This window comes from Bradyrhizobium sp. MV1.5, from assembly GCF_055807615.1.
Genome location: NZ_JBVVPL010000025.1, coordinates 41,403 through 66,517, shown reverse-complemented (window position 1 = coordinate 66,517; position 25,115 = coordinate 41,403). Strand labels below are relative to the sequence as shown.

Sequence of the window (25,115 nt, the reverse complement as noted above, 5' to 3'; positions counted from 1 at the left end):
GCTGATGGCATCATGCTCCTGTTTTGCTCGACGGAGCAACTGGCGCGGCCCTGCGGCCGGATGATTTTCGCCCACGCGTAAGTCATTGATTTTACAACGCCCGTCTACTGTGCATGGGGTTGTTTTCGCAATTTTTGTTTTGGGACCTATCCCGCCCCGAACGCGACCGCGACATTGTAGGTCAGAAGGCTCGCGGCATAGGCCAGCACCAGCATGTAGAAGAAGGTGACGGCCATCCAGGTCCAGCTTCCGGTCTCGCGCCGTATCACGGCGAGCGTGGATGCGCATTGCGGGGCGAAGATGTACCAGGCCAGCATCGACAACGCGGTCGCGAGCGACCATTTCGTCGCCAGCACCTGGCCGATCTGCTCGGCCGCTTCCTTGCCGCCTTCGATCGCATAGACGGTGCCGAGTGCTGCGACAGCGACCTCGCGCGCCGCCATGCCCGGGATCAGCGCGACCGCGATCTGCCAGTTGAAGCCGACCGGCGCCAGCAGCGGCTCGAGTGCCTTGCCGATGATCGCGGCCAGGCTGAAGTCGATCGCCGGTTCGGTGGCGCCCGCTGGCGGCTGCGGGAACGAGGCCAGGAACCAGATCAGCACCATCATCGAGAAGATCGTGGTGCCGGCGCGGTGCAGGAACATCTTGGCCCGCGTGTAGACGCCGATCGCGATCGATTTCAGCCGCGGCATCTTGTAGTCCGGCAGCTCCAGCATGAACGGCGCCGGCGCATAGTCGCGCAGCATGAAGAATTTGATGAGGAACGAGACGGCAAGCGCGCTGATGATGCCGGCAGCGTAGAGGCCGAACATCACGAGGCCCTGGAGGTTGATGAAGCCCCAGACGTCTTTTGCCGGAATGAAGGCGGAGATGATCAGCGTGTAGACGGGAATGCGGGCCGAGCAGGTCATCAGCGGCGCGATCAGGATCGTGGTCAGCCGGTCGCGCTTGTTGTCGATCACGCGCGTCGCCATGATGCCGGGGATGGCGCAGGCGAAGCTCGACAGCAGCGGAATGAAGGCGCGGCCGTGCAGGCCGGCGCCGCCCATGATGCGGTCCATCAGGAACGCGGCGCGCGCCATGTAGCCGAAATCTTCCAGCAGCAGGATGAACAGGAAGATGATGATGATCTGCGGCAGGAACACGATGACGCTGCCGACGCCTGAGATCACGCCGTTCTGCAGGAAGCTTTGCAGCAGGCCGGCGGGCAGGGTGGCGTGCACGAACTCGCCGAGCGAATCGAAGCCGGAATTGAGCAGCTCCATCAGCGGCTGCGCCCAGGCGAACACCGCCTGGAACATCACGAACAGGATCGCGGCGAGCACGATCAGCCCGCCGACGGGATGTAGCACGATCGCGTCGATCCGCGCGGTCCAGGTGTCGGGCCGGCTGGGCAGGCTGACGCAGTCGGCGATGATGCGGTCGGCTTCGCGCTGGGTGGCGCGCAAGTCGGCCACGCTGAGCGCCCGCCAATTGTTCTCTCCCGGCTCGGCGGCGAGCTTCGCCGAAATCTCGTCGGTCAGCGACAGCAGGTCGGCCGTGCCGCCCTTGCGCACCGCGATCGAGGTGACCACGGGCACGCCGAGCTCCTTGGCGAGCCGCTCGACGTCGACAGTGATGCCGCGGCGGGTCGCGATGTCGAACATGTTGAGCACGAGGATCATCGGCCGGCCGGTGCGCTTGAGCTCCAGCAGCAGGCGGATGGTCAGGCGCAGATTGGTCGAATCCGCCACGCACAGCACGAGGTCGGGCAGGGTCTCGCCGGTGACCTTGCCGAGCACGAAGTCGCGAGTGATCTCCTCGTCCGGGCTGCGGCCGCGCAGCGAATAGGTGCCGGGCAGGTCGACCACGGAGACCTGACGTCCCAACGGCGTGACGAAGAAGCCTTCCTTGCGCTCGACGGTGACGCCGGGATAGTTCGCGACCTTCTGCCGGCTGCCGGTCAGCGCATTGAACAGCGAGGTCTTGCCGCTGTTTGGCGTGCCGACCAGGGCGAGGTGGAGTAGGGGCAATTCCATGGAATTGGGGTCCGGTCGCTTCAGGCGACGATAATGGCCATGGCTTCGCGACGGCGGACCGCGATGGTGATGCTGTCGACCCGCACGGCGATCGGGTCGCGCCCGACCAGCCCCTCGTGCAGGACCTCGACCCGGGCGCCCTCGACGAAGCCGAGCTCGATCAGCCGGCTCTCGAGTTCGATGTCCGAGAGCGCCGAGCCTGCGTCCTTGGGGGAAAGGTGCTGGATGACGCCGGTATAGCCGCGCTGGGCCAGGCCCAGCGGCATCTGCGGACGCGTATCATGGATGTCGGTCATGCCCTGTATTTTCAACGCAGGGCATCGAGGTCAAGCGCGCTCGGTCGCTGAAACTGCACCTTAGAGTGATTTTAAAGTACCAGCTTCGTGACGGAGGCGATTGGCGCCAGGATCGGCGTCAAAGCGACTGCTAGGCCGGGACCTTTTCCGCCTGGATGGCGGCCATGGCGCGGCTCTTGAAGTAGTCGAGCACGAACAGGCGGATCGCCGAGGACAGATTGCCCTGCTGGCGGTTGCCGTCGATCTCGCCGACCAGCTCGGACAGCGTCATGTTGCGCAGGCCCGAGATCTCCTTCATGCCGTTCCAGAACGCCTCTTCCAGGCTGACGCTGGTCTTGTGACCGGCGACGACGATCGACCGTTTCACGACGGGCGACTTCATGGCTGCTCCTCGCGATCGATCCGGTGCTGGTCCAGGTGCGCCTTCGCCTGGTCCGCGCGCGTCTCCTCCGCCGACCGCTCCGCCTTCGTGCGGCCGAACTTCGTTCGGTTGGCGTCCGCCTGCTTCGCCGTGGCTTCCCGCTCGGCGCGCTTCCGAAAACGATTCAGGTTGATGACGTTCGCCATGTCGCGTCTCCATCATCCGATCCTCCGTGGGCAGGATGAAACATTCAGAAACTGTGCGCCGCACTGCGCCCGATGAGACTTGATCGCCATTCGCTTGTCCTCGTCAATCGACCCTTGGGCCATCAAACGATGAATTCCGCCCCATGGGGACGGAGGGGCTGCGTAACACGCAATCCCGCCGCGACATTGACGGTAATCAAATCCCGTCCTTTAAGCCCTACATTTAATGGAGCTAGGGGCTCCGTATCATTACGGATGGCTATCGGAATTCGGAATTTATCCCGGGCTGGTCATCTTCTCGGGGCGCACCAGGCGGTCGAACTCCCCCGCCGAGACGAAGCCGAGCCGGAGCGCCTCTTCCTTCAGGGTGGTGCCGTTGGCATGCGCCGTCTTGGCCACCTTGGCCGCGTTGTCGTAGCCGATCTTGGGGGCGAGCGCCGTCACCAGCATCAGCGAACGCTGCATCAGTTCCTTGATGCGCTTCTCGTCGGCACGGATGCCGCTGACGCAATGCTCGGTGAAGGAGCGCGCGGCGTCCGCCATCAGCCGGATCGAGTGCAGCATGTTGTAGGCCAGGACGGGCTTGTAGACGTTGAGCTCGAAATGGCCCTGGCTGCCGGCGACCGTGATCGCGGTGTGATTGCCGAACACCTGGCAGCACACCATCGTCATCGCCTCGCACTGCGTCGGATTGACCTTGCCCGGCATGATCGAGGAGCCCGGCTCGTTCTCCGGCAGCATCAGTTCGCCGAGGCCCGACCGCGGACCCGATCCGAGCAGGCGGATGTCGTTGGCGATCTTGAACAGGCCTGTCGCGACCGAGTTGATGGCGCCGTGCGCCAATACATAGGCGTCGTTCGAGGCCAGCGCCTCGAATTTGTTGGCGGCGCTGGTGAAGGGCAGCTTCGTAATCCCGGCAACGTGCTTTGCGAACAGTTTTGCAAAGCGCGGCTTCGAATTGAGGCCGGTGCCGACGGCGGTGCCGCCCTGCGCCAGCGGATAGAGCTCCTTCACCGCGACCTTGAGCCGGGCGATGCCGCTTTCGACCTGCGCGGCATAGCCGGAAAATTCCTGGCCGAGCGTCAGCGGCGTCGCATCCTGGGTGTGGGTGCGGCCGATCTTGACGATCTTTGCGAACTCCTTCTCCTTCTTGCGCAGCGCGCGCAGCAATTCGCTGAGGGCAGGGACGAGATCGGCGGTGATGCGGCTTGCCGCCGCAATATGCATCGCGGTCGGGAACGAGTCGTTCGACGACTGGCTCATGTTGACATGATCGTTGGGATGCACCGGTTTCTTGGCACCGAGCTCGCCGCCCAGGAGCTCATTGGCGCGGTTGGCGATGACCTCGTTGAGATTCATGTTGCTCTGGGTGCCCGAGCCGGTCTGCCACACCACCAGCGGAAAATGATCGTCCAGCTTGCCCTCGATCACCTCGCGCGCGGCGCGGATGATGGCGTTGGCGCGGCGCTGGTCGAGCAGGCCGAGCTCCTGGTTCGATTGCGCCGCGGCGAGCTTGACGATGCCGAGCGCATGCACGAGCGAGATCGGCATGCGATCGGTGCCGATGCGAAAATTCTGGCGCGAGCGTTCGGTCTGCGCCCCCCAATAGCGATCGGAGAGGACCTCGATCGGGCCGAAGCTGTCGGTCTCGGTGCGGGTCGCCGGGCGTGAGGAACGGTCGGTCTTCGAGCGGGCAGCCTTCGAGCGGGAAATCTTCGAGAGGGAAGTTTTGGCCATGAGCACATCCATTCCGCCGCGCGAAATACCACGCGGCCTCTTCATGTGCCTCTATATAGGGAGTTTGGCCGCCTGCGACGGGCGCCAGTCCGATCTAGATCATTTCTTGCGGAAACGATCCAATCGCACGACTTCGGCGCCGCCCTGGTTCGGAGCCGCCGGCTCCTCGCTGCCTTCCGCAGGTTCAGTGGCAGGGGCCACCGCGACTGCGGACGGGGCGGGAGCGGCCGGCAATGTCTCGGCCGAGAGGTCGGCGACATCGGAGGTGTCGAACTGGAGGCCGAATTTCACGGACGGATCGAGGAAGCTCTTGATGGCGCTGAACGGCACGATCAGCCGCTCCGGAATGCCGCCGAAGGACAGGCCGACCTCGAAGCGGTCTTCGAGCACGGTTAGATCCCAGAACTGGTGCTGCAGGATGATCGTCATCTCTTCCGGATATTGGGCCAGCAGCCGCGACGACAGCTTCACGCCCTCGGCCTTCGACACGAAGGTGATGAAGAAATGATGCTCGCCGGGCAGTCCCTGCGACGCGGCGTCGGTCAGCACCTTGCGCAACACGCCGCGCAGCGCGTCGCGAGCCAGCACATCGTATCGGATATGATCGGTCGCCATGGTGGTCCTGTTGCATTCCAGGAGCTGGGCCCTGCCGGCCCGACTCGCCAAGCCGCAATAGTACCGCGCCTGACGGGTCAGCAGGAGTCCCCGCGGGGTAGGAAATAAGAGGTAAGTGGAGGCTTCTGTTGCCAGGTGCCTCCGAACCCCGCCTAACGGAGCTTAACCCGTTAGGACTTCAGAATGGTCTTTCAAACTGCGTTACGCAGCCTGAGCAACCGGAGCAAAGTTGTCGTTGGCAACTATTGCATAGCCCGATAACGGCGGAACAATACCGGGAAAAAGAACGCCCTTTACGCCCTCGTCGATCCTATTTCGCCCCCGCCAAAGCCCGCTTCAGGGCCAGCCCGCTGGTGGGCTTTGGTGGAGGCGCCGGGTACCGCCCCCGGGTCCGAATGGTTTATTGCGACGACCGTTTATTTCCATAGCCGGCGGACCGGCACTCCCAATATAGGGGGCAAACGTTTCAAATAACAGGTGTTTCGAGCGATCATTCCGAGGTTCCCTCTGGATAGGTTCCCGGCAGGCTTGGCCGCGCGTCGGCCGGCGTTCTAAGCTCCTGACATGTCCGAGGATTCCGCACCGGCCGCCCAACAACCAGTTCAAGAGCCGGACCGGCCAGCCACTCGCGCCGTTCCGCCGGGCTTGCTCGCGCTGTTCCTGGCCTTCGCCCGGATGTCGCTGGCGGGCTTCGGCGGGGTTTTGGTATTCGCCCGGCAGGCCATCGTCGAGCGGCACCGCTGGATGACGGCGGACGAGTTCAACGAAACGTTTGCGCTCTGCCATTTCCTGCCCGGGCCCAACATCGTCAATCTGTCGATGGTGTTCGGCGCGCGGCTGCGCGGGATCGCCGGCGGCATTGCCGCTTTTGCGGGGCTGTTGCTGCCGCCCACGCTGATCATGACGGTGCTCGCGATCATCTATGCCCGGTTCGGCGATGTGGAGGTGCTGCGCCGCATCCTCGCGGGCATCTCCTGTTCGGCCGTCGGTCTCTTGATCGCGGTGGTCTTCCGGATGATGACGCCGCTGCTCAAGCGGCTGGACGCCCTCGCGCTCGTCCTGATGCTGGGCGTCTTCCTCGCCATCGGCGTCCTTCGCCTGCCGCTCCAGGCCGTGCTTTTGGTTGCGATCCCCGTCAGTGTCAGCGCCATTTTCCTGATGCGGCGGAAGGTAGCAGCATGAACGCGGAGAACCCGATCTGGGCGCTGATCTCGACCTTCGGTCTGATGTCGCTGTTCGCAGTCGGCGGCGCCGCCGCGGCGGTGCCCGAGATGCATCGCATCGCGGTCGAGGTGCATCACTGGATGACCGACAAGCAATTTGCCGACGCCTATGCGATCGCGCAGCTTTCACCAGGTCCGAACGTCCTTATCGTCACGTTAATCGGCTATGCGGTCGCTGGCATCCCCGGCGCCCTGGCGGCGACCTTGGCCATGTGCCTGCCCACCGCGCTGCTTGCCTATTATGTCAGCCGGCTCCTCAACCGGCCGAGCCAGTCGTGCTGGCCCGGGCTGATCCAGACTGCACTGGTTCCGCTCTCGATCGGCTTGATGGCGGCGAGCGCCCTGATCCTCGCCGAGTCGACCGATCGCACGCTTGCTGCGCTGCTTCTGACCGCAACAGTTGCAGTGGTCGCATCCGTCTCGCGCATCAATCCACTTTGGATTTTGCTCGTCGGGGGCTTGTTGGGTTTTGCTGGCATTGTGTAATGAAAATGGCTAGGCAGGGATCCGGGCGGGGGCATCGATTTCCAGCCGATTAGAACAACAGTGCTCGTGGCTTACGGGTCGCGGAGGAGACATGCATGGCCGATACGATGGGCCACTCGGCGACAGCCAACCGAAACACTTCGGTGGTGATCAGCTTTTGTCTGCTGGCCATAGCGCCGCAGATTTTCGAATTCATCTGGTCGTTCGGGACGATCTTTGGCTGGGGCGCCGGACGCGGCCCGGCGGCGGTGGTGATCAGCCACGCTACGGCGCTGCTCGCGGGCGCGCCCGGCGCGTTGCTCGGGGCGGTCGGCGGTGACACCAAGAAGGCGTCATCCGATGTGCTGCTGGCGCTGATCTATTCCTATCCGATCTTGGCCGTGGCGATTCTCACGATCTTCATGACGATCAGGTCGGCGCAGGACTATGTCGGCGGGATCGTGCTGATGGCGCTCGCCTTGTTCGCACTGTGGGCCTCCAGCGATTTGCAGGGCATGCGGGGCTTCTCCTTCGGCGCCGGCACGGCGCCGCGGATGTTTGGCGGGCTCCTGGTTGCACTTGGCGCCGGCATTGCGTTGACGGGACTGCTGACCGACGGGCCGGCGATGGCGCACTATGCCTGGCGCGGGCCGCTCTTCGTGATGATCTCGATCGTCTTCTTCGCCCTGGCGATTCGTCCACTTGGCGTGGTGGTGACGGCGTTCACGAGCTTCCTGATCTCGGCGATGGGCACGCATGAAACGCGCTGGGTCGAAGCGATCATCGTCGGCGCCTGCCTGACGCTCGGTTGCGCGCTGCTCTTCCCCTATGTGCTGGGGCTGCCGATGCCGATGTTCCCGCGCTTCCTGGTTCAGTGAGGGTGTGATGTTCGATCTCTTCCACAATCTGGGCCTTGGTTTCGGTGTGGTGTTTCAGATCTCGTGGTGGTCACCCTGGTGGCTCTACGGTTTGTCGCTGCCGATCTCGATCAACATTCTCATGTGCCTGATTGGCGCATTGGTCGGCACGCTGGTCGGCGTGTTGCCCGGTATCGGCACCGTCGCAACCGTGGCGATGCTCCTGCCGATCACGTTCGGATTGCCGCCAGTCGGTGCGCTGATCATGCTCGCCGGCATCTATTACGGCGCCCAGTACGGCGGCTCCACCACCTCGATTCTGGTCAATATTCCCGGTGAGGCGACCTCGGTCGTCACCGCCATCGACGGTCACCAGATGGCGAAGCAGGGCCGTGCCGGCCCGGCGCTGGCGATCGCGGCGATCGGCTCGTTCTTTGCCGGCTGCGTCGCGACCGTGCTCATCGCCGTGCTCGGTGCGCCGCTGACCAAGCTCGCGCTGGCGTTCGGCCCGGCCGAATATTTCTCACTGATGGTGCTCGGCCTGATCTTCGCGGTTGTGCTGGCCAAGGGCTCGGTTCTGAAGGCGATCGCGATGATCGTGTTCGGCCTGATGCTGTCGATGGTCGGCTCCGACATCGAGACCGGCGCCTCGCGCATGGCGTTCAACATTCCGGAGCTTGCCGACGGTCTCGGCTTTGCGACGGTGGCGATGGGCGTGTTCGGCTTCGCCGAGATCATCCGCAACCTCGACGCCGGCGCCGAGATGAACCGCGACCTCGTGCAGCAGAAGATCACCGGCTTAATGCCGACCAGGAAAGACCTGATCGACTCGGCGCCTGCGATCTTGCGCGGCACCGTGCTCGGCTCGATCCTCGGCATCCTGCCGGGTGGCGGCGCTGTCATCGCGTCCTTTGCGTCCTACACGCTCGAGAAGAAGATCGCCAAGAACCCGTCGCGGTTCGGCCGCGGTGCGATCGAAGGCGTGGCGGCGCCGGAAAGCGCCAACAATGCCGCGGCGCAGACCTCCTTCATCCCGTTGCTGACACTCGGCATTCCGCCCAACGCCGTGATGGCGCTGATGGTGGGCGCGATGACCATCCACGGCATCGTGCCGGGTCCGCAGGTGATGCAGAAGCAGCCGGAGCTGGTCTGGGGCATGATCGCCTCGATGTGGATCGGCAATCTGATGCTGATCATCATCAACCTGCCGCTGGTCGGAATCTGGGTGCGGCTGTTGCGCGTCCCCTACCGTTTGATGTTCCCCTCGATCGTGATCTTCTGCGCGATCGGCATCTACTCGGTGAACAATGCGCCGGTCGACGTCATCCTCGCAGGCGTGTTCGGTCTGGTCGGCTACTGGCTGATCAAGCACGATTTCGAGCCGGCGCCGCTGCTGCTCGGCATGGTGCTCGGACCGCTGATGGAAGAGAACCTGCGCCGCGCGCTGCTGATCTCGCGCGGCGACTGGAGCGTCTTCCTGACGCGTCCGCTGTCGGCCGTGCTGCTCGCGATTGCGTCTTTCCTCCTGGTGCTCACGGTGCTGCCCGCGTTGCGTGCCAAGCGCGACGAGGTGTTCACCGAATCCGAGAACTAAGGCGACCCGCCTCGTGTCGGGCGCGCCGTGGCTCGAACCCTAGCTGGCAAGTTGGCCAGCAGGATCAACCTGATAGACGAGGGGCGGGACGCCGAGTTCCGCCCCTTGTCGTTTGCACCGGGAACGCTCACTTTTCCGGGTATAATGTCCACGGACGGCGAATCGCCGCTGTCGCATCGCGGGGGCGGCCGCTAAATTCGCCGCCTCCCCAAAGGCTCACGCACATGCACCAGTATCAGGACCTGCTCGAGCGGATTCTTGCAGACGGCGCCGAAAAGACCGACCGGACCGGCACTGGCACGCTGTCGGTGTTCGGCCATCAGATGCGCTTCAATTTGTCCGCCGGTTTTCCGATGCTGACCACCAAGCGCCTGCCGCTGAAGGCGATCGTGCACGAGCTGTTGTGGTTCCTGAAAGGCGATACCAACATCAAATATCTGCGCGACAACGGTGTCACCATCTGGGACGAGTGGGCCGACGCCAATGGCGATCTGGGCCCCGTCTACGGCCATCAGTGGCGCTCCTGGCCCGCGCCGGACGGACGCAGCATCGATCAGATCGCGAATGTGATCGACATGATCAAGCGCAATCCGGACTCGCGCCGCCTGATCGTCTCGGCCTGGAATCCGGCCGAGGTCGACAAGATGGCGCTGCCGCCGTGCCACTGCCTGTTCCAGTTCTACGTCGCCAACGGCAAGCTATCGTGCCAGCTCTATCAGCGCTCGGCTGACGTGTTCCTCGGCGTGCCCTTCAACATCGCCTCTTACGCGCTGCTCACCATGATGGTGGCGCAGGTCACGGGCCTGAAGCCCGGCGACTTCGTGCATTCGTTCGGTGACACCCATCTCTATTCCAATCATCTGGAACAGGCGAAGCTCCAGCTCACGCGCGCGCCGCGCGCGCTGCCGGTGATGCGGATCAATCCCGACGTGAAGGATATCTTCTCCTTCCGTTACGAAGACTTTGAGCTCGTCGGCTACGATCCGCATCCGCACATCAAGGCCGCGGTCGCGGTCTGAAGTCGATGTCGCTCAACATCCGCCGTGTGCGTCCCGGTGAGGCCGGGCTTGTTCTCGCTTTCATCCGCGAACTGGCCGAGTACGAAAAACTGTCGCACGAGGTCGAGGCGACCGAGGACATGATTGCGGAGGCGCTGTTCAGCAGCAATCCGCAACTCTTTTGCGCCCTCGCCGAGTGGAACGGCGAGCCGGTCGGCTTCGCGGTGTGGTTTGCGAATTTCTCGACGTTCAGCGGCCGCCACGGCATCTATCTCGAAGACTTGTATGTGCGGCCGTCGCATCGGGGCAGGGGCCTCGGCAAGGCTCTGCTCGTGCACCTTGCCAGGGAATGCGTCGAGAACGGCTGGTCGCGGCTGCAATGGGCGGTGCTCGACTGGAACGCGCCATCGATAGCGTTCTACAAATCGCTCGGTGCCGTCATGCTGGACGATTGGACCCTGTGCCGCGTCACCGGGCCCGCGCTGATGCGGCTTGCCGGGAGCGCGTCCTGATGGAGATCGTCTTCGTGGTGGCGATCGCGGAGAACGGCGTCATCGGCGCCGGCAATGCGATGCCGTGGCGAATGAAATCCGACATGGCGCGCTTCAAGGCGCTCACGATCGGCAAGCCCGTGATCATGGGCCGCAGGACCTTCGAATCCTTGCCCCGGCCGCTTCCCGGCCGCACCAACATCGTCGTCACGCGCGATGCGGATTATCGCGCCGCCGGCGCCATCGTCGCGACATCGACTGCCGCCGCAGACGCCATCGCGCGCGGCGATGCCCTGCGGCGTTCGGTCGCCGAGATCGCCGTGATTGGCGGTGCCGAAATCTATCGGCAATGGCTCGATCGCGCCGATCGCCTCGAAATCACCGAAGTGCATGCCCGCCCCGAAGGCGATACGCATTTCGGCATCGACAGGGCAGAGTGGGATGAGGTTGAGCGCATCCGTCATCCAGCCGGACCCCACGACAGCGCCGACTACTCCTATGTGACATATCGTCGGCGGGCGGGCCATTAACCGCATTTGCCAATGTTAACATTGACTTTTCTGCCCCCGAGCTTAGCTCGGAGGGCGGCGAGGGCTGCGTTGTAAGGGACCTGCCTGTCCCCTATAAAGCCGGACCGGACAAAGCGGGCGGGGGGCAATTTCACCCTGCCGAGGAGAGCGTCGAATGCCGTGGAAGAATCAGGGCGGTGGCCCATGGGGCTCGGGTCCGAAGGGGCCATGGGGCAACGGCCCGCAACCGGTCGGGCCAAGGCCGCCGGATCTGGAAGACCTTCTGCGGCGCGGCCAGGATCGCCTCCAGCAGATCATGCCGGGTGGCTATTTCTCCGGCATCGGCATCACGCTGATCGTGCTCCTCATCGTCGCGTTCTGGCTGCTGTCGGGCTTCTTCCGGGTGCAGTCCGAAGAGCTCGGCGTCGTGCTGCGCTTCGGCAAGCATGTCCGCACCGTGGAGCCTGGCCTGAACTACCATCTGCCCTATCCGATCGAGACCGTGCTGCTGCCAAAGGCATTGCGCGTTTCCACCATCTCCATCGGCATGACGCTGATCGACGATCCGGCGCGGCGCGGCCGCTCCATTCGTGACGTGCCGGAAGAGAGCCTGATGCTGACCGGCGACGAGAACATCGTGGACGTCGACTTCACGGTGCTCTGGCGCATCAAGCCCAACGGCGTCGGCGATTTCCTCTTCAACATCCAGAATCCCGAAGGCACCGTGAAGGCGATCGCCGAGAGCGCGATGCGCGAGGTGATCGGCCGCTCTCAGATCCAGCCGATCCTGACCGGTGCACGCAACGTCACCGAACAGGGCGTGCAGGAACTGATCCAGAAGACACTGGACAGCTACGGCGCCGGCATTCAGATCAGCCAGGTGCAGATGCAGAAGGTCGACCCGCCGGCGCAGGTAATCGACGCCTTCCGCGACGTCCAGGCAGCGCGCGCCAATCTCGAGCAGTTGCAGAACGAGGCGCAGACCTATGCCAACCAGGTCGTGCCGCAGGCACGCGGACGTGCGGCGCAGATCATGCAGGCCGCCGAAGGCTACAGGGAGCAGACGGTCGCCGAGGCCAAGGGCCAGAGCTCGCGCTTCTTGAAGGTTTACGAGGAATACAAGAAGGCGCCCGACGTGACGCGTGAACGGATTTATCTGGAGACGATGGAGCGCGTGCTCGGCGGCTCGGAAAAGCTGATCTATGACGGCGGCCAGTCGGGCCAGGGCGTCGTGCCTTATCTGCCGCTCAGCGAATTGACGACCAAGCGGCCGCCCGCAACCGGCCAGCAGACGACCGGAGGCAACCGATGAGATCTCCGGTCACAGGCATCGTCACGCTGCTCGGGCTCCTGCTCGTCGTGATCGTGGGCTACATGTCCCTGTTCACGGTGGCGCAGACCGAGCAGACCATCGTGCTGCAATTCGGCAAGCCCGTCGACGTCGTCACCGATCCCGGCCTGCACTTCAAGGCGCCGTGGAATTCGGTGATCAACATCGACAAGCGCATCCTCGATCTGGAGAACCCGTCGCAGGAAGCGATCGCGTCCGACCAGAAGCGGCTCGTGGTCGACGCCTTCGCGCGTTACCGCATCAAGGACGCGCTTCGCTTCTATCAGAGCATCGGCTCGATCCAGGCCGCCAACATCCAGCTCACCACGCTCTTGAACGCGGCGCTGCGCCGCGTGCTCGGCGAGGTCACCTTCATCAACGTGGTCCGCGACGACCGCGAGAAGCTGATGCAGCGCATCCGCGATCAGCTCGACCACGAGGCCGACGGCTACGGCATCCAGGTCGTCGACGTCCGGATCCGCCGTGCCGATTTGCCGGAGCAGAACAGCCAGGCGGTCTATCAGCGCATGAAGACGGAACGCGAGCGCGAAGCCGCCGAGTTCCGCGCGCAGGGCGGCCAGAAGGCACAGGAGATCCGCTCCAAGGCCGACCGCGAGGCGACCGTGATCGAGGCGGATGCGAGGTCGCTGGCCGAGCAGACGCGCGGCGTCGGCGATGCCGAGCGCAACCGTCTGTTCGCCGAAGCCTACGGCAAGGATGCGGATTTCTTCGCCTTCTACCGCTCGATGACGGCCTATGAGAACGGGCTGCGCGCGAACGACACCCGCTTCCTGCTGCGCCCGGACTCGGATTTCTTCCGGTTCTTTGGTAACCCGTCCGGCAAGACGGCGACCACGACGCCGGCGAAGCCGTAAGCGAGACAAGGGCGGCAGGTCTGGCCGCCCTTCGTCCAGACAAGAACAGCACAACGGGAGGTTCCAATCCGATGAGGTCCATTGCGTTCACCGACTTCCTCATCGGTTTGGGCATCCTGTTCGTGCTGGAAGGCTTGATGTTCGCGGCAAGCCCGGCCTGGATGCGCAAGGCCATGAAAAGCGCGATGGCCACGCCGGACAATGTCCTGCGGGCGGTCGGCATTGGTTCGGCCGTGGCCGGCCTGATCCTGATCTGGGTTATGCGACGTCCAATTTAGCCGTCGCACCAACGCCAAAGTGAAGGCGAGGGACCGGTTTTCGCCTTATTATCCGGGTTCTGAGGCCCGTTAAGGTCCGCGCTTGCGCCGTCCCCCCGTTCGAGCGCAGTCTTGACCTCGAATCCTTGTTTCCTGGAGATCACAATGACCGCTGCCACCATTGCCCCGACCCGTTTGCGCTTAGGGCTGGCCGCGCTCGCCTTTGGCGCTTTCAGCGCACTCGGCACACCGGCCCATGCGCGCGGACCGGATGGCATCGCCGACGTCGCCGAGAAGGTGATCGACGCGGTCGTCAACATCTCGACCTCGCAGACCGTCGAGGCCAAGGGTGGCGGCGGGAATGCCATGCCGCAACTGCCGCCTGGTTCGCCCTTCGAGGAGTTCTTCGACGACTTCTTCAAGAATCGGAAGGGTCCCGGCGGCGGCAGCAAGGGCGGCGAGAACGGCCCGGCGCCGCGCAAGACCAACTCGCTCGGAAGTGGCTTCATCATCGACACATCAGGCGTCGTCGTCACCAACAACCACGTCATCGCGGACGCCGACGAGATCAACGTCATCCTCAACGACGGGACCAAAATCAAGGCCGATCTGGTCGGCGTCGACAAGAAGACCGACCTTGCCGTGCTGAAGTTCAAACCGCCGAAGCCGCTGGTGTCGGTGAAGTTCGGCGATTCCGACAAGCTGCGCCTGGGCGACTGGGTCGTCGCGATCGGCAATCCTTTCAGCCTCGGCGGCACCGTGACAGCCGGTATCGTCTCGGCGAAGAACCGTGACATCTCGTCAGGTCCCTACGACAGCTACATTCAGACCGACGCCTCCATCAACCGCGGCAATTCCGGCGGTCCGCTGTTCAACCTCGATGGCGATGTCATCGGCGTCAACACGCTGATCATCTCGCCCTCCGGCGGCTCGATCGGCATCGGCTTCGCCGTACCGTCGAAGACGGTCGCGGGTGTCGTCGACCAGCTCCGCCAGTTCGGCGAGTTGCGCCGCGGCTGGCTGGGCGTGCGCATCCAGAGCGTCACCGACGAGATCGCCGAGAGCCTCAACATCAAGCCGCCGCGCGGCGCGCTGGTTGCCGGCGTCGACGACAAGGGCCCGGCCAAACCGGCCGGCATCGAGCCCGGCGACGTCGTCGTCAAGTTCGACGGCAAGGACGTCAAGGACCCCAAGGATCTCTCTCGCGTGGTCGCCGACACGGCGGTCGGCAAGGAGGTCGACGTAGTCATCATCCGGAAGAGTCAGGAGGAGACCAAGAAGGTCACGCTCGGCCGGTTGCAGGATCCCGAGAAGGTGCAGGCCGCAGTGAAGACCGACGAGCCTCCGCCTGAAAAGACCGTGACACAGAAGGCGCTCGGCCTCGACCTCGCGGCGCTGAGCAAGGATCTGCGTACGCGCTACAAGATCAAGGACAGCGTCAAGGGCGTTGTCGTCACCAATGTCGACGCCAATTCGGATGCCGCCGAGAAGCGCCTCTCCGCCGGCGACGTCATCGTCGAGGTGGCGCAGGAGGCCGTCTCCAGCGGCGCCGATATCCAGAAGCGGGTCGACCAGCTCAAGAAGGACGGCAAGAAGTCGGTGTTGCTGCTGGTGTCGAACGCCGACGGCGAGCTTCGGTTTGTCGCGCTGAGCGTGCAGTAGGCGCACGAGCAGCCACACATTCACTGTCATGCTCCGCGAAAGCGGGGCATCCAGTACGCCGCGGCTTTTCCGTATCCTCGCGCTGTCTCGGGAATACTGGATCACCCGCTTTCGCGGGTGATGACAGCGGAGAGGAGACTACGCCTCCACGAATTCCTCCCGCCGATACCCCTGCGCGTACAGGAGCGCGGTGAGGTCGCCATGATCGATCCGGGCCGCCGCAGCCGCGGCCACCGCAGGCTTCGCATGATACGCCACGCCCAGGCCCGCCGCCTGGATCATCGCGAGATCATTGGCGCCGTCGCCAACCGCCAGCGAGTCCACGTCGTCGAGATCGAACGACTCCATTAGATCCACCAGCGTCGCGAGCTTTGCCGCGCGCCCCAAGATCGGCTCCTTCACCTCGCCGGTAAACTTGCCGTCGCGGACGACGAGCTCGTTGGCGCGGTTCTCCTGGAAACCGATCCTGGTGGCGACCGCGCTGGTGAACAGCGTAAAGCCGCCGGACACGAGACAGGCATAGGCGCCATGGGCGCGCATGGTCGCGACCAGTTCGCGGCCACCCGGCGTCAGCGTAATGCGCTTGGCCAGCACCTCGTTGACCGCACTGGCGGGGAGGTCCTTGAGCAGCGCGACGCGCTCGCGCAGCGCCGGCTCGAACTCGACCTCGCCGCGCATCGCGCGCTCGGTGATGGCTGCCACATGGGCCTTCACCCCGACGAAATCGGCGAGTTCGTCGATGCATTCCTGACCGATCATGGTGGAATCCATGTCGGCGAGAAAAAGCTTCTTGCGCCGGAAGCCGACTGGCTGCACGACGATATCGATGGGCAGGTCGCCTCGAATCTCGCGAAGTCGCTGCTCGATGGCGTGACGGTCGCCTTCGAGGTTACTGTCGGCACCGAAGGGGATATCGACTGCAACCCCGTCGAACAGCCAGTGCGCCGGAGCTGCCTGAGGCAGCACGGCGCGGGCGCCGTCGACGATGGTCGAGTCGAGCGCGGGACTATTCGGGTTGCAGATCAGCGTGGCGACGAGGGACATTTGAGGTTTTCGTGAGCGAGGGGCAAATCGGCAGAAGGCATGTTGGCAAGGCGGTGCTTATCGCAGGCCCGACCGCCAGCGGCAAGTCGGCGCTGGCGCTCGAGCTTGCGCTCGCTGCGGGCGGGGTCGTGATCAATGCCGATTCCATGCAGGTCTACCGCGACCTCCGCATCATCACCGCGCGCCCCACCCTTGGCGACGAAGCGCAGGTGCCTCATCGCCTGTACGGCCATGTCGACGCGGCCGTGAATTTTTCGGCTGGTGCCTGGGTGAGTGACGCGGCGAGGGCGCTCGAAGAGGCGCAAGCGGAGGGCCGCCTGCCGATCTTCATCGGCGGGACCGGGCTGTACTTCAAGGCGCTGACGGCGGGCCTTTCAATGGTGCCGCCGATCCCTGTCGAGGTGCGCGAGGACGTCCGGGCGCGGCTGGAGCGGAACGGCGTCGAAGCGCTGCACGCGGAACTCGCAGCCTCCGATCCGCGGGCGGCCGAGCGATTGAACCTGCGCGATCGCACGCGCATTGCGCGCGCGCTGGAAGTGCTCGAAGCCACCGGCCGGTCGCTGCTGGACTGGCACCATGAGGGCCAGCCGCCGCTCTTGCCCAGGGACAGTTTTCGCGCGGTGTTCCTCGCGCCCGAGCGCGACGAGCTCTATGCGCGCATCGACGCCCGCTTCGACGTCATGTTGGGGGCCGGCGCGCTGGAGGAGGTCGAGCGTCTCGCCGCCCGCAACCTCGATCCGCTGTTGCCGGCCATGAAGGCTCATGGTGTGCCGGCGCTGATCCGGCATCTGCGCGGTGAGCTCAGCCTGGAGCAGGCGGCTACCATTGGCCGGGCCGACACCCGCCATTATGCCAAGCGGCAGTTCACCTGGTTCCGGCACCAATTGCCCGAATTCGAGTGGGTGAAGCCGGAAGAGATTCGGGGCTGGCTGGCGGCGGCCGTGAACGCTGCCCGGGACCCCGGTTGACACGCTTTTGTGCCTCGGCTGCCGAATTTACCTCTCGCCCAATTCCGGGAACGCCGCTACACTGCCAAAATCGCGCGGGAACGGCCGCATTGCCTTGACATCGGGGCATTGGCCGCTATGTTTCGCGCAACCTTCGGGAAGCTGGGCACCTGCCATGCGTAACATTATTACCAAACTCCTTATCGCCGTCGTACCCAGGCACACCGCCGGGGGTGGCTAGCTGCCATCCACATGACAGGCGGTGTGCATGGGGCCCTCTTCGGGGCCTTTTTTATTTCCGAAAACCCGACACGAACGAAGCCGCTGACAACAGCGCATCCGGAGCAAGCCAATGAGCGACAAGAGCCACGATCCGAACCAGATGACCGGCGCCGCGATGATCGTCCGCGCGCTCATCGATCATGGCGTGACCGACATTTTCGGCTATCCCGGCGGCGCGGTGCTCCCGATCTACGACGAGATCTTCCAGCAGAGCGAGGTCCAGCACATCCTGGTCCGGCATGAGCAGGGCGCGGGCCACGCCGCCGAGGGCTATGCGCGTTCGACCGGCCGGCCCGGCGTTGCACTGGTGACCTCCGGTCCCGGCGCCACCAACATGGTGACGCCGCTCACCGACGCGCTGATGGACTCGATCCCGCTGGTCTGCATCTCCGGCCAGGTGCCGACGCATCTCATCGGCAACGATGCGTTCCAGGAATGCGACACTGTCGGCATCACGCGCCCCTGCACCAAACACAATTGGCTGGTGCGCGACGTCAACGATCTTGCAAAGGTGCTGCACGAGGCGTTTTACGTTGCGACCACGGGTCGACCGGGGCCGGTGCTCGTCGACGTGCCCAAGGACGTGCAGTTCGCGACCGGCACCTATCATCCACCGCGCAAGTCCGACGTGCATCGCTCCTACGCGCCGCGGGTGAAGGGCGATGCGACGCAGATCCGCAAGGCCGTCGCGCTGCTCGCCAATGCCAAGCGCCCCGTGATCTACAGCGGCGGCGGCGTCATCAATTCCGGCCCCGAGGCGACCAGACTGCTGCGCGAACTGGTCGAGGTCACCGGCTTTCCGATCACCTCCACCCTGATGGGTCTCGGCGCATATCCGGCGTCGGGCAAGAGCTGGCTCGGCATGCTCGGCATGCACGGCACCTACGAAGCCAACATGACCATGCATGATTGCGACGTCATGCTCTGCGTCGGCGCGCGCTTCGACGACCGCATCACCGGCCGTGTCGATGCGTTCTCGCCGAACTCGAAGAAGATCCACATCGACATCGACCCGTCCTCCATCAACAAGAACATCCGCGTCGACGTGCCGATCATCGGCGACTGCGGCAACATCCTCGGCGACATTCTCCAGGTGTTCAAGGCGGAGGCGAAGAAGCCCGACATCAAGGCCTGGTGGCAGCAGATCGCGCAGTGGCGCGCCCGCAACTCGCTCTATTACAGGAAGAGCAATGACGTCATCCTGCCGCAGCACGCGATCCAGAGCCTGTTCGAGGCGACGCGCGGCAAGGACACCTACATCACCACCGAGGTCGGCCAGCATCAGATGTGGGCCGCGCAGTTCTACGGCTTCGAGGAGCCGCATCGCTGGATGACCTCGGGCGGTCTCGGCACCATGGGCTACGGCCTGCCGGCCGCGGTCGGCGTGCAGGTGGCCCATCCCGACAGCCTCGTCATCGACATCGCGGGCGATGCCTCGGTGCAGATGACGATGCAGGAGATGTCGACGGCGGTGCAGTACGAGCTGCCGATCAAGATCTTCATCCTGAACAACCAGTACATGGGCATGGTGCGGCAGTGGCAGCAGTTGCTCCATGGCAACCGCCTGTCGCATTCCTACTCGGAGGCGATGCCGGACTTTGTCAAGCTTGCGGAAGCCTACGGCGGCGTCGGCTTCCAGGTGCACAAGCCCGGCGATCTCGACGGTGCCATCCAGGAGATGATCTCGGTCAAGCGCCCGGTGCTGTTCGACTGCCGTGTCGCGTCGCTGGAAAATTGTTTCCCGATGATCCCCTCCGGCAAGGCGCACAACGAGATGCTGTTGCCGGAGCAGGCGAACGACGAAGCCACCGCAAAGGCGTTCGCCGGCGGCAAGGCGCTGGTGTGAGCGTGATGGTCACAAACGCCGCTGTCGTCGCCCGGCTTGACCGGGCGATCCAGTACGCCGCGGCCTGTCGATCGCTCTCAGGGGCCTCTGGAATACTGGATCCCCGCCTTCGCGGGGATGACAGTCGCGAGAGATGGATTGATGAGAAGGTGACATGTTCGACCTGAAGGAGCTCGAACGCGCACATGCGATCGTGCGGCAGGCGGTGCCGGCAACGCCGGCGCACGCCTGGCCGCTGCTCTGCCTGCGGCTCGGCGCGCAGGTCGTGGTCAAGCACGAGAACCACACGCCGACGGGCGCCTTCAAGGTGCGCGGCGGGCTGGTCTACCTCGAACGGCTGAAGCGCGAGCGGCCGAACATTCCGGGCATCATCTCGGCGACGCGCGGCAATCACGGTCAGAGCCTTGCCTTTGCGGCGAGCCGCCACGGCGTGCCTGCCGTGATCTATGTGCCGCGCGGCAATTCGGTCGAGAAGAACCGCGCGATGAAGGCGTTCGGCGCCGAGCTCGTTGAGCATGGCGAGGACTTTCAGGCCGCACGCGAGGAAGCCGGCCGCCACGCACAGTTCGCCGGGCTGCACATGGTGCCGTCGTTCCATACGGACCTGGTGCTGGGCGTGGCGTCCTATGCGCTCGAATTGTTCCGGGCCGCGCCCGATCTCGACATCCTCTATGTGCCGATCGGGCAGGGCTCGGGCATCTGCGGCTGCATCATGGCACGCGATCTTCTCGGCCTGAAGACCGAGATCGTCGGCGTGCAATCGACCGAGGCGCCGTCCTACGCGCTGTCTTTCGCCGCGGGTCACGTCGTGACCACCGAGACCAGCAACACGCTCGCGGACGGCATGGCGACGCGGATTCCCGATCCGGAAGCGCTCGCCATCATCCGTAAAGGCGCCTCGCGTATCGTCCAGGTGACGGACGATGAGATCGCGCTCGCGATCCGTGCGCTCTGGACCGACACGCACAATCTGGCCGAAGGCGCCGGCGCTGCCGCGCTCGCCGCGGCGCTTCAGGAAAAGACGAGTCTGTCGGGCAAGCGCGTTGGTCTCGTGCTGTCAGGCGGCAATATCGATTTCGATCTGTTCCGCGGTTGGGTCGGGACGGATGCGCCGGTTGCTCGTCGGGCGACGGCGTAACGACGAGAATGAAGGGGACGACAATGAACCAGCCCGCATCCGCCTATTTCATCGAGGAGCGCCACGACCCGAACGAGACGCACACGCTTTCGGTGCTCGTGCAGAACGAGCCCGGCGTGCTTGCGCGCGTCATCGGCCTGTTCTCCGGGCGCGGCTACAACATCGAGAGCCTCACGGTCTCGGAGACCGAGAGCCAGAAGCATCTCTCGCGCATCACTATCGTCACGACGGGTACGCCGATGGTGATCGAGCAGATCAAGCATCAGCTCGACCGCATGATCCCGGTCTATCGCGTCGTCGACATGACGCTGACGAAACGCTCGATCGAGCGCGAGCTGGCGATGGTCAAGGTGCGCGGGCAGGGCGAGCATCGCGTCGAGGCGCTGCGGCTGGCGGACGCGTTCCGCGCCCGCGTGATCGACGCCACCACCGAGAGCTTTGTGTTCGAGATCACAGGCAATACCGACAAGATCAATCAGTTTATCGACCTGATGCGTCCGCTTGGCCTCGTCGAAGTGTCGCGCACCGGTGTTGCCGCGATTGGCCGCGGGCCTGAAGGAATGTGAGCCATGCTGGCGCGCGACTGGTATTACAACGAGCGGAACCGGATGGGGATCGGGCCTGCAGTGGCCTCGATCTACGACAGTCATGACGATGCCGATCTAAGGGCGCGCGCCGCCCTGAAGATGCTCGGCGTCCAGCGCGGCTGGCGCATCGCCGACATCGGTTGCGGCAACGGCGTGCTCGCGACCGAGGCCGCGCTGATGGGCGCCGAGGTCGACGCCATCGACATCTCGCCCGCGATGCTGGCGCTCGCCGAGATCTACGCGCGCGACCGCAAGGCGCCCGTACGCACGCAGTCCGCCGGCCTGCTCAGCTTCGCCTACCGGCCGGAGTCCTATGACCTGATCGTCAGCGAGTTCACGCTGCACCATCTGCCGGATTTCTGGAAGGCGGTGGCGATGTCGCGGATCTATCGCGCGCTCAAGCCTGGTGCCACCTTCTATTTGCGCGACATCGTCTACGCCTCGATGCCCGATGCCGTCGAGCGCGAAGTCGATCAATGGGCCGACTTTGAGATTAAGAACCACGATGTCCCGCGTGAAAGCGTCGTCACCCACATGCGCGACGAGTATTCCACTTTTGGCTGGGTCATGGAGCGGATGCTGACCGACGTCGGCTTCACGCTGGTCTCGGCCGATTACCACGCTCCGATGCACGGCACTTATCTGCTGCGGAAACCCAATTCTTCCACGTAACGGCCGGCAATCAAGGCTCGACCAGAACAACAAGCAGGGCTGCACGACAGGGCAGAACCGGGAACGATAATGAAGCCGGCCGACATCCTCATCGCCATCCTGGTGGCGGTCATCTGGGGGCTTGCCTTCGTGGCGAGCCGGATCGCGCTCGACGAATTTTCGCCGGAGCTGATGACGGCGATGCGCTTCACCATTGCCGCGGTGCCGTGCCTGTTCATTCGCAAGCCGAAAATTGCCTGGTCGCTCCTGCTCGCAATCAGCTTCACGCTCTTTCTCGGCCAGTTTCTGAGCCAAGCCTATGGCATCGCCCATGGCGTGCCGGTGGGGTTGACCAGCGTCGTCGTGCAGAGCCAGGCGCTGTTCACGATCGGCTTTGCCGCGATCGCATTCGGCGAGCGGCCGACGCCGGTGCAGACGCTGGGCATCGTCATCGCAGCCGTTGGCCTTTTGATGATCTGCGGCACGGTGGGCTATGATTTCAGCGTCGGTGCCTTCGCCGTGCTGATGATCGCGCCGGTCAGCTTTGCGGCTGGCAATATCTTGCTGCGGGGCGCCCGCGGCGTGCCGATGTTCGATCTGTTCGCCTGGTTGTGTCTCGCCACCGCGGTGCCGCTGTTCGCGCTCACGCTGGTCGTCAACGGACCAACGCCGACCTGGCAGTCGCTGATCCACATGTCGCTCACCGGCCTCATTTGCCTGCTGGTGATCGGCGGCATCTCCACCAGTATCGCCTATTGGCTGTGGGGCCGGCTGCTGCGTGACTATCCCACCGCGCAAGTGGTGCCGTTCGCGCTGCTGGTGCCGTTCGTCGGCTCGGCCGCGTCCAGCATCGTGTTCGGCGAGCAGTTCGGTCCGCTGCGCCTCGCCGGCATGCTGACCGTGATCGGCGGTATCGCGGTGATGGTGCTGGCGAAGCGCCCCGAGGCGGTATCCCAGAGAACCATAGCCGAAGGCCGCGTGAGGTGAGCATGTCCCAGTCGCTGCTGTATGCCTTCCTCGCCTTCATGGCCGTGATGTATTTCACGCCTGGGCCGAACAACATCATGTTGCTGTCCTCCGGGCTGACTTATGGCTTCCGTCGCACGATTCCCCACATCGTCGGCGTCGTCATCGGCTTCGCCTTCATGATTGCAGCGGTCGGCCTCGGGCTCGGCACAGTGTTTCTGGCCTATCCGATCCTGCAGACCATTCTGAAATATGCCGGCGCGGCCTATCTGATTTATCTTGCCGCCGTGATTGCTTTGTCCGGCCCGACCACGCCTGATGGTGAGACCGGCCGCGGCCCGATGACCTTCTGGGGCGCGGCGATGTTCCAGTGGATCAACGCCAAGGGCTGGGTGATCGTGATCGGCACAATCACCGCCTACGCGGCGATTGCCCAATTCCCCCTCAATATCGCGATCCAGACCCTGGTCAGCCTACTCGTCGGCGCGGTCTCGACCGTGGTCTGGGTCCTGTTCGGCACTGCACTACGGCCGGTGCTGACCTCCGAGCGGCTGGTCCGCCCCTTCAACATCCTGATGGCCATCCTGCTGCTGGCGTCCCTCTATCCCGTGGTCATGGATGCATGATGCCCCGGCTTTCCATGCAGAAACGGGTTTCCCAGGGGGCCGAAAATGCTCTAGACAGCCCCCGAAATCCGCAAATTTCACCGTCCGAGACCTGACTGACAAGACCTGACCAACGGCCGATTCCGGCCCCCTGAACGAGGAAACGACCATGCGTGTTTATTACGATCGCGACGCCGACCTGAACCTGATCAAGGGCAAGAAGGTCGTCATCGTCGGCTATGGCAGCCAGGGCCACGCCCATGCGCTGAACCTGAAGGATTCCGGCGTCAAGGACGTGGCGATTGCGCTCCGCAAGGGTTCGGCCTCGGCCAAGAAGGCGGAAGCTGCCGGCTTCAAGGTGATGGAAGTGGCCGAGGCCGCCAAATGGGCCGACCTCGTCATGATGCTGACCCCGGACGAGCTCCAGGGCGACATCTACCGCGAGCACCTGCACGACAACATGAAGAAGGGCGCCGCCCTCGTCTTCGCGCACGGTCTCAACGTCCACTTCAACCTGCTCGACCCGCGCGCCGATCTCGACGTGCTGATGATCGCGCCGAAGGGCCCCGGCCACACCGTGCGCTCGGAATACCAGCGCGGCGGCGGCGTGCCCTGCCTGATCGCGATCGCAAAGGACGTCTCGGGCAACGCCCACGACCTCGGCCTGTCCTACGCCTCCGCGGTCGGCGGCGGCCGTGCCGGCATCATCGAGACCACCTTCAAGGAAGAATGCGAGACCGACCTGTTCGGTGAGCAGGTCGTGCTCTGCGGCGGCCTGGTCGAACTGATCAAGGGCGGCTACGAGACCCTGGTCGAAGCCGGCTACGCCCCGGAGATGGCCTATTTCGAGTGCCTGCACGAGGTGAAGCTGATCGTCGACCTGATCTATGAAGGCGGCATCGCCAACATGAACTACTCGATCTCCAACACCGCGGAATATGGCGAGTACGTCACTGGTCCGCGCATCGTCACCGACGAGACCAAGAAGGAGATGAAGCGGGTTCTGAACGACATCCAGTCCGGCAAGTTCGCCCGCGACTGGATGCTCGAGAACAAGGTCAACCAGACCTCGTTCAAGGCGACCCGCGCCAAGCTCGCCGAGCACCCGATCGAGGAAGTCGGCGCCAAGCTGCGCGACATGATGCCCTGGATCAAGAAGGGCGCGCTGGTCGACAAGTCGAAGAACTAAGTCGCGGCCGTTCGGATGCGGCGTATCGGTTACGCCGCATCCGGTCATGCGAGCGAAAACACATGCTTCGCTCGCCAAACCAATTCTTAAATCTTCGCGATTATATTCGAGCGAGATCGCAACCAGCGGTCTCGCTCTTTTCGTCTCGCGCGAAGCATTGCTGCTTCATTCAAATTCTTCGCGAGCTAAAGTGCTCCCTGAGCACGAAGAACTGACGCTTAGTCCACATTCTTGGTCTCGCGTTGTTTCTCAGGATTTTTCGGAAGCTCCCAATCCCCAAAAACCCAGCGTCTTCAGAGCCAAAGATTCGGCTCTTCATCCACATCTTCATGATGCAACCGATCTCACGTCGCGACGTTCGCGCCT

26 protein-coding genes and 1 other RNA gene are annotated in these 25,115 nt (G+C 64.1%); 19 read left to right on the top strand and 8 right to left on the bottom strand.

The genetic code is table 11. From position 1 onward, the window contains the following. Positions 1–146: 146 nt before the first annotated feature. The 7 genes from feoB to ssrA form a co-directional block, all read right to left on the bottom strand. Positions 147–2,018 carry a ferrous iron transporter B gene (gene feoB / locus AC0L2J_RS22545; RefSeq protein WP_473394490.1) on the bottom strand — a complete coding sequence of 624 codons (1,872 nt, stop codon included), beginning with the start codon at positions 2,016–2,018 and terminating at the stop codon, positions 147–149. Between the two features lie 20 nt (positions 2,019–2,038). Further along, a complete protein-coding gene (locus AC0L2J_RS22540; protein ID WP_007600961.1) occupies positions 2,039–2,314 on the bottom strand; it encodes a FeoA family protein in 276 nt (91 codons plus the stop codon). 130 nt (positions 2,315–2,444) lie between these two features. Further along, on the bottom strand, positions 2,445–2,696 hold the full coding sequence (locus AC0L2J_RS22535; protein ID WP_007613372.1) for a ribbon-helix-helix domain-containing protein: 252 nt from the start codon (positions 2,694–2,696) through the stop codon (positions 2,445–2,447). Next, positions 2,693–2,881, bottom strand: a complete 189-nt coding sequence (locus AC0L2J_RS22530; protein WP_007600963.1) for a DUF4169 family protein — start codon at positions 2,879–2,881, stop codon at positions 2,693–2,695. Before AC0L2J_RS22530 ends, AC0L2J_RS22535 begins: the two co-directional genes overlap by 4 nt. Positions 2,882–3,157: 276 nt before the next feature. Next, entirely contained in the window at positions 3,158–4,630 is a 1,473-nt protein-coding gene (gene fumC, locus AC0L2J_RS22525) for a class II fumarate hydratase (RefSeq protein ID WP_473394486.1), read from the bottom strand. Positions 4,631–4,717: 87 nt separating this feature from the next. After that, positions 4,718–5,233, bottom strand: coding sequence for an SspB family protein (locus AC0L2J_RS22520; protein ID WP_007613370.1), 516 nt, complete (start codon positions 5,231–5,233; stop codon positions 4,718–4,720). A 114-nt stretch (positions 5,234–5,347) separates the two neighbouring features. After that, positions 5,348–5,713: a transfer-messenger RNA gene (ssrA, locus tag AC0L2J_RS22515) on the bottom strand. 84 nt (positions 5,714–5,797) lie between these two features. On the opposite strand from ssrA, the gene AC0L2J_RS22510 reads away from it, so the two are divergent. The 11 genes from AC0L2J_RS22510 to AC0L2J_RS22460 all read left to right on the top strand — a co-directional run bounded on the left by AC0L2J_RS22510 (position 5,798) and on the right by AC0L2J_RS22460 (position 15,494). Continuing rightward, positions 5,798–6,415: a chromate transporter gene (locus AC0L2J_RS22510; protein ID WP_473394480.1), complete on the top strand. Its 618-nt coding sequence runs from the start codon at positions 5,798–5,800 to the stop codon at positions 6,413–6,415. After that, positions 6,412–6,942, top strand: a complete 531-nt coding sequence (locus AC0L2J_RS22505) for a chromate transporter (RefSeq protein ID WP_473394475.1) — start codon at positions 6,412–6,414, stop codon at positions 6,940–6,942. Before AC0L2J_RS22510 ends, AC0L2J_RS22505 begins: the two co-directional genes overlap by 4 nt. Before the next feature lie 95 nt (positions 6,943–7,037). Continuing rightward, positions 7,038–7,799 carry a tripartite tricarboxylate transporter TctB family protein gene (locus tag AC0L2J_RS22500; protein WP_007613365.1) on the top strand — a complete coding sequence of 254 codons (762 nt, stop codon included), beginning with the start codon at positions 7,038–7,040 and terminating at the stop codon, positions 7,797–7,799. A gap of 7 nt (positions 7,800–7,806) precedes the next feature. Then, positions 7,807–9,372 carry a tripartite tricarboxylate transporter permease gene (locus AC0L2J_RS22495; protein WP_007613363.1) on the top strand — a complete coding sequence of 522 codons (1,566 nt, stop codon included), beginning with the start codon at positions 7,807–7,809 and terminating at the stop codon, positions 9,370–9,372. A 224-nt stretch (positions 9,373–9,596) separates the two neighbouring features. Next, on the top strand, positions 9,597–10,391 hold the full coding sequence (locus AC0L2J_RS22490; protein WP_473394471.1) for a thymidylate synthase: 795 nt from the start codon (positions 9,597–9,599) through the stop codon (positions 10,389–10,391). A gap of 5 nt (positions 10,392–10,396) precedes the next feature. After that, entirely contained in the window at positions 10,397–10,882 is a 486-nt protein-coding gene (locus tag AC0L2J_RS22485; protein ID WP_473394468.1) for a GNAT family N-acetyltransferase, read from the top strand. Then, positions 10,882–11,391: a dihydrofolate reductase gene (locus AC0L2J_RS22480; RefSeq protein ID WP_473250127.1), complete on the top strand. Its 510-nt coding sequence runs from the start codon at positions 10,882–10,884 to the stop codon at positions 11,389–11,391. Before AC0L2J_RS22485 ends, AC0L2J_RS22480 begins: the two co-directional genes overlap by 1 nt. A 154-nt stretch (positions 11,392–11,545) precedes the next feature. Beyond that, a complete protein-coding gene (gene hflK, locus AC0L2J_RS22475) occupies positions 11,546–12,682 on the top strand; it encodes an FtsH protease activity modulator HflK (RefSeq protein WP_007613356.1) in 1,137 nt (378 codons plus the stop codon). Then, on the top strand, positions 12,679–13,575 hold the full coding sequence (gene hflC, locus AC0L2J_RS22470; RefSeq protein WP_063995295.1) for a protease modulator HflC: 897 nt from the start codon (positions 12,679–12,681) through the stop codon (positions 13,573–13,575). Before hflK ends, hflC begins: the two co-directional genes overlap by 4 nt. Positions 13,576–13,646: 71 nt before the next feature. Next, on the top strand, positions 13,647–13,853 hold the full coding sequence (locus AC0L2J_RS22465; protein WP_007613351.1) for a DUF2065 domain-containing protein: 207 nt from the start codon (positions 13,647–13,649) through the stop codon (positions 13,851–13,853). A 144-nt stretch (positions 13,854–13,997) separates the two neighbouring features. After that, positions 13,998–15,494 (top strand): Do family serine endopeptidase, encoded by a 1,497-nt coding sequence (locus AC0L2J_RS22460; protein WP_063995296.1) that lies wholly within the window; start codon positions 13,998–14,000, stop codon positions 15,492–15,494. 138 nt (positions 15,495–15,632) lie between these two features. On the opposite strand, the gene serB is transcribed toward AC0L2J_RS22460, so the two are convergent. Then, entirely contained in the window at positions 15,633–16,538 is a 906-nt protein-coding gene (gene serB, locus AC0L2J_RS22455) for a phosphoserine phosphatase SerB (protein WP_007613348.1), read from the bottom strand. A gap of 11 nt (positions 16,539–16,549) precedes the next feature. Between serB and miaA the strand changes: the two genes are divergently transcribed. The 8 genes from miaA to ilvC all read left to right on the top strand — a co-directional run bounded on the left by miaA (position 16,550) and on the right by ilvC (position 24,749). Continuing rightward, positions 16,550–17,506, top strand: a complete 957-nt coding sequence (miaA, locus tag AC0L2J_RS22450) for a tRNA (adenosine(37)-N6)-dimethylallyltransferase MiaA (RefSeq protein ID WP_007613347.1) — start codon at positions 16,550–16,552, stop codon at positions 17,504–17,506. Positions 17,507–17,837: 331 nt separating this feature from the next. After that, a complete protein-coding gene (locus AC0L2J_RS22445) occupies positions 17,838–19,613 on the top strand; it encodes an acetolactate synthase 3 large subunit (protein WP_473394461.1) in 1,776 nt (591 codons plus the stop codon). A 154-nt stretch (positions 19,614–19,767) separates the two neighbouring features. Next, the gene (locus AC0L2J_RS22440; protein ID WP_473394457.1) at positions 19,768–20,751 is read left to right on the top strand and encodes a threonine dehydratase; all 984 of its coding nucleotides are present in this window, start codon (positions 19,768–19,770) and stop codon (positions 20,749–20,751) included. Between the two features lie 23 nt (positions 20,752–20,774). Next, entirely contained in the window at positions 20,775–21,317 is a 543-nt protein-coding gene (gene ilvN, locus AC0L2J_RS22435; protein ID WP_007613340.1) for an acetolactate synthase small subunit, read from the top strand. 3 nt (positions 21,318–21,320) lie between these two features. After that, positions 21,321–22,010, top strand: a complete 690-nt coding sequence (locus tag AC0L2J_RS22430) for a class I SAM-dependent methyltransferase (protein WP_473394453.1) — start codon at positions 21,321–21,323, stop codon at positions 22,008–22,010. A 69-nt stretch (positions 22,011–22,079) separates the two neighbouring features. Continuing rightward, complete coding sequence (locus tag AC0L2J_RS22425) at positions 22,080–22,976, top strand: EamA family transporter (RefSeq protein WP_473394449.1); 897 nt, start codon at positions 22,080–22,082, stop codon at positions 22,974–22,976. A 2-nt stretch (positions 22,977–22,978) separates the two neighbouring features. After that, positions 22,979–23,581: a LysE family translocator gene (locus tag AC0L2J_RS22420; RefSeq protein WP_473394444.1), complete on the top strand. Its 603-nt coding sequence runs from the start codon at positions 22,979–22,981 to the stop codon at positions 23,579–23,581. A 148-nt stretch (positions 23,582–23,729) separates the two neighbouring features. After that, positions 23,730–24,749, top strand: a complete 1,020-nt coding sequence (gene ilvC / locus AC0L2J_RS22415; RefSeq protein ID WP_007600992.1) for a ketol-acid reductoisomerase — start codon at positions 23,730–23,732, stop codon at positions 24,747–24,749. The last annotated feature ends 366 nt before the right edge of the window (positions 24,750–25,115 follow it).

Bases quoted from the DNA above. Each gene is read 5' to 3' on its own strand.
- feoB (WP_473394490.1), bottom strand. From the start codon at position 2,018: ATGGAATTGCCCCTACTCCACCTCGCCCTGGTCGGCACGCCAAACAGC.
- AC0L2J_RS22540 (WP_007600961.1), bottom strand. From the start codon at position 2,314: ATGACCGACATCCATGATACGCGTCCGCAGATGCCGCTGGGCCTGGCC.
- AC0L2J_RS22535 (WP_007613372.1), bottom strand. From the start codon at position 2,696: ATGAAGTCGCCCGTCGTGAAACGGTCGATCGTCGTCGCCGGTCACAAG.
- AC0L2J_RS22530 (WP_007600963.1), bottom strand. From the start codon at position 2,881: ATGGCGAACGTCATCAACCTGAATCGTTTTCGGAAGCGCGCCGAGCGG.
- fumC (WP_473394486.1), bottom strand. From the start codon at position 4,630: ATGGATGTGCTCATGGCCAAAACTTCCCTCTCGAAGATTTCCCGCTCG.
- AC0L2J_RS22520 (WP_007613370.1), bottom strand. From the start codon at position 5,233: ATGGCGACCGATCATATCCGATACGATGTGCTGGCTCGCGACGCGCTG.
- AC0L2J_RS22510 (WP_473394480.1), top strand. From the start codon at position 5,798: ATGTCCGAGGATTCCGCACCGGCCGCCCAACAACCAGTTCAAGAGCCG.
- AC0L2J_RS22505 (WP_473394475.1), top strand. From the start codon at position 6,412: ATGAACGCGGAGAACCCGATCTGGGCGCTGATCTCGACCTTCGGTCTG.
- AC0L2J_RS22500 (WP_007613365.1), top strand. From the start codon at position 7,038: ATGGCCGATACGATGGGCCACTCGGCGACAGCCAACCGAAACACTTCG.
- AC0L2J_RS22495 (WP_007613363.1), top strand. From the start codon at position 7,807: ATGTTCGATCTCTTCCACAATCTGGGCCTTGGTTTCGGTGTGGTGTTT.
- AC0L2J_RS22490 (WP_473394471.1), top strand. From the start codon at position 9,597: ATGCACCAGTATCAGGACCTGCTCGAGCGGATTCTTGCAGACGGCGCC.
- AC0L2J_RS22485 (WP_473394468.1), top strand. From the start codon at position 10,397: ATGTCGCTCAACATCCGCCGTGTGCGTCCCGGTGAGGCCGGGCTTGTT.
- AC0L2J_RS22480 (WP_473250127.1), top strand. From the start codon at position 10,882: ATGGAGATCGTCTTCGTGGTGGCGATCGCGGAGAACGGCGTCATCGGC.
- hflK (WP_007613356.1), top strand. From the start codon at position 11,546: ATGCCGTGGAAGAATCAGGGCGGTGGCCCATGGGGCTCGGGTCCGAAG.
- hflC (WP_063995295.1), top strand. From the start codon at position 12,679: ATGAGATCTCCGGTCACAGGCATCGTCACGCTGCTCGGGCTCCTGCTC.
- AC0L2J_RS22465 (WP_007613351.1), top strand. From the start codon at position 13,647: ATGAGGTCCATTGCGTTCACCGACTTCCTCATCGGTTTGGGCATCCTG.
- AC0L2J_RS22460 (WP_063995296.1), top strand. From the start codon at position 13,998: ATGACCGCTGCCACCATTGCCCCGACCCGTTTGCGCTTAGGGCTGGCC.
- serB (WP_007613348.1), bottom strand. From the start codon at position 16,538: ATGTCCCTCGTCGCCACGCTGATCTGCAACCCGAATAGTCCCGCGCTC.
- AC0L2J_RS22445 (WP_473394461.1), top strand. From the start codon at position 17,838: ATGAGCGACAAGAGCCACGATCCGAACCAGATGACCGGCGCCGCGATG.
- AC0L2J_RS22440 (WP_473394457.1), top strand. From the start codon at position 19,768: ATGTTCGACCTGAAGGAGCTCGAACGCGCACATGCGATCGTGCGGCAG.
- ilvN (WP_007613340.1), top strand. From the start codon at position 20,775: ATGAACCAGCCCGCATCCGCCTATTTCATCGAGGAGCGCCACGACCCG.
- AC0L2J_RS22430 (WP_473394453.1), top strand. From the start codon at position 21,321: ATGCTGGCGCGCGACTGGTATTACAACGAGCGGAACCGGATGGGGATC.
- AC0L2J_RS22425 (WP_473394449.1), top strand. From the start codon at position 22,080: ATGAAGCCGGCCGACATCCTCATCGCCATCCTGGTGGCGGTCATCTGG.
- AC0L2J_RS22420 (WP_473394444.1), top strand. From the start codon at position 22,979: ATGTCCCAGTCGCTGCTGTATGCCTTCCTCGCCTTCATGGCCGTGATG.
- ilvC (WP_007600992.1), top strand. From the start codon at position 23,730: ATGCGTGTTTATTACGATCGCGACGCCGACCTGAACCTGATCAAGGGC.